We start from the raw sequence: 1226 nt of genomic DNA on the forward strand, positions 1-1226 counted from the left end.
TCGTTGGTTCTATCGTCGTCTTTTTAGAAATAAAAATCTATTAGCAGAAGCTATTGATTACTCGCTTTTAGGTAGAGAAATGGAGCCAATCGCCTATTGTGAAGAATTCAGAAAGGCTGATGCTCTTTTGGCAATGCGTTTTCATTCTTTAGTTTTTGGCTTGGGGCTTGGCGTCAATTCAATCGCTCTTGACTATACACTCGGTAAAGGAAAGGTTCATTCTCTAGCAAAACGGTTTGACGCTCACACGTTATCTATGACTGAATTAAAATCGGAAGATTTAGTTCATGCACTCGAATTAGCACTTGATGCACCTTCAATAGATCCAATTGATAAAGAAGACTTGTTATTCGAGCCAAAATTGCGAGAGAAGCTGAAGGAAGTGGCGTTATGAAAATCCTGCACCTCTGCTATAGCGACTTGGAGGGTGGTGCTGCCCGTGCAGCCTATAGGCTGCATCAGGCACAGCGAAGTGTGGGTCTGAACAGTCATATGCTTGTTATTAATAAGTGTTCTGATGACCCTTATGTGCATACTGTGAGTTTACGAAAGAAATTAAGGGTTAAAGCTGCTGCGACAATTGCTAGAAGGATACTAAAGGCTCAGAAAACGGGTAACCCAATTCATCATTCGTTGAATCTTTTTCCATCTGGTTTGCCCCGCATTATAAATAAGCTTTCACCAGATATAGTGAACTTGCATTGGGTTGGTAATGAAATGTTATCAATAGGTGAGATAGCTTCACTGAAGCAGCCCATTGTATGGACATTACATGATATGTGGTCTTTTAGTGGTTGTGAACATTATGATGATGACCTTTCATCTGAACGTTATTCTGCAGGTTACAGTCGTGAGTCGCGTCATTCTGAGCATAGCGGGATAGATTTAGATCGATGGATTTTTCAGCGAAAAAAGAAAACTTGGTCTAACAAACGTTTTCATATTGTAGCACCAAGTAGTTGGTTAGCTGATTGTGTTCAAAGGAGTACTCTATTTGCTGATCAATCTGTCAAGGTTATTAATAATTGTATTGATCATTCAGTTTATAAACCGTTATCTCGAAACTTGGCGAGAGAAACGCTTGGTCTATCTCAGAGTAAGAAGTATTTATTGTTCGGTGCAATGTCGAGCACATCTGATCCTCGAAAAGGTTACCATTTACTAGTACCAGCATTACAGAAGCTAAAAAAACTGGGAGAGGCCGAAAATATTGAGTTGCTTATTTT

The 1226-nt window shown here is 39.6% G+C and carries 2 protein-coding genes; both read left to right on the forward strand.

Features of this window, described 5'->3' with window-relative positions; genetic code table 11:
- The coding region (locus KDK19_RS10160; protein WP_257291866.1) for a polysaccharide pyruvyl transferase family protein at positions 1-394 on the forward strand (394 nt) is incomplete at its 5' end.
- Positions 391-1226: glycosyltransferase (locus KDK19_RS10165; RefSeq protein WP_257291867.1), on the forward strand; the 836-nt coding region annotated here is incomplete at its 3' end. The genes KDK19_RS10160 and KDK19_RS10165, both read left to right, overlap by 4 nt.

The organism is Endozoicomonas sp. ONNA1 (assembly GCF_024606325.1).
Taxonomy (GTDB): Bacteria; Pseudomonadota; Gammaproteobacteria; order Pseudomonadales; family Endozoicomonadaceae; genus Endozoicomonas_A.